Annotated in this window: 1 protein-coding gene; it reads left to right on the top strand. The window is 76.2% G+C overall.

Features of this window, described 5'->3' with window-relative positions; genetic code table 11:
• The coding region (locus LQR33_RS23445; RefSeq protein ID WP_269326324.1) for a phosphoenolpyruvate-utilizing N-terminal domain-containing protein at positions 1 to 714 on the top strand (714 nt) is incomplete at both ends.

The following is a 714-nucleotide window of genomic DNA, read 5'->3' as shown; positions in this document are numbered from 1 at the left end:
TGCGCGAGGCCAGCCTGGCGGAGCAGACCGCCGCCGCCATCGCCGCCCAGCGCGCCGCCGGCGCGCGCAAAACCGCGGGCTGGCAGCCCGCCGGATCGCTAATCTCCCTGCCCGGCATCGCCGCCAGCCCCGGCCTCGCCATCGGCACCGCGCGCATCCTCGCCAGCCGCCAGCTGCACGTGCCGGATCGGCCGATCAGCCTGGCCGAGGGCGGCGACCAGCTGCACGAGGCGCTGGCCGCCACCCGCAAGCAGCTGGCCGACCTGGCCGACGCCACCCAGGCGACGCTGGGCGCCGGCGAGGCCGGCATCTTCCGCGCCCAGGCCGAGCTGTTGAACGACACCGACCTGATCACGCTCAGCTGCCAGCTGATGGTGGCCGGCCACGGCGTCGAATGGTCGTGGCACCAGGCGGTGGAGAGGCTGGCGGAGAAAATCTCCGCGCTGGGCAACCCGCTGCTGGCGGCCCGCGCCGCCGACCTGCGCGACGTGGGCCGCCGGGTGCTGTTCCAGCTGGACCCGGCGCTACAAGGCCATGCGCCGGCCGAGTTCGGCCCCGACACCCTGCTGCTGGCCGCCGATCTCGCGCCATCGGACACCGCCAGCCTGGACCTCGCCCGCGTCAAGGGCCTGGCCACCGCCCACGGCGGCCCCACCGCCCACACCGCCATTCTGGCGCGCACGCTGGGCCTGCCGGCGCTGGTGGCCGCCGGCC

The organism is Chromobacterium piscinae (genome assembly GCF_021129175.1).
Classification (GTDB): domain Bacteria; phylum Pseudomonadota; class Gammaproteobacteria; order Burkholderiales; family Chromobacteriaceae; genus Chromobacterium; species Chromobacterium piscinae.
Note: the sequence above shows the minus strand (reverse complement) of the source record. Positions and strands in the feature narration are given on the sequence as shown.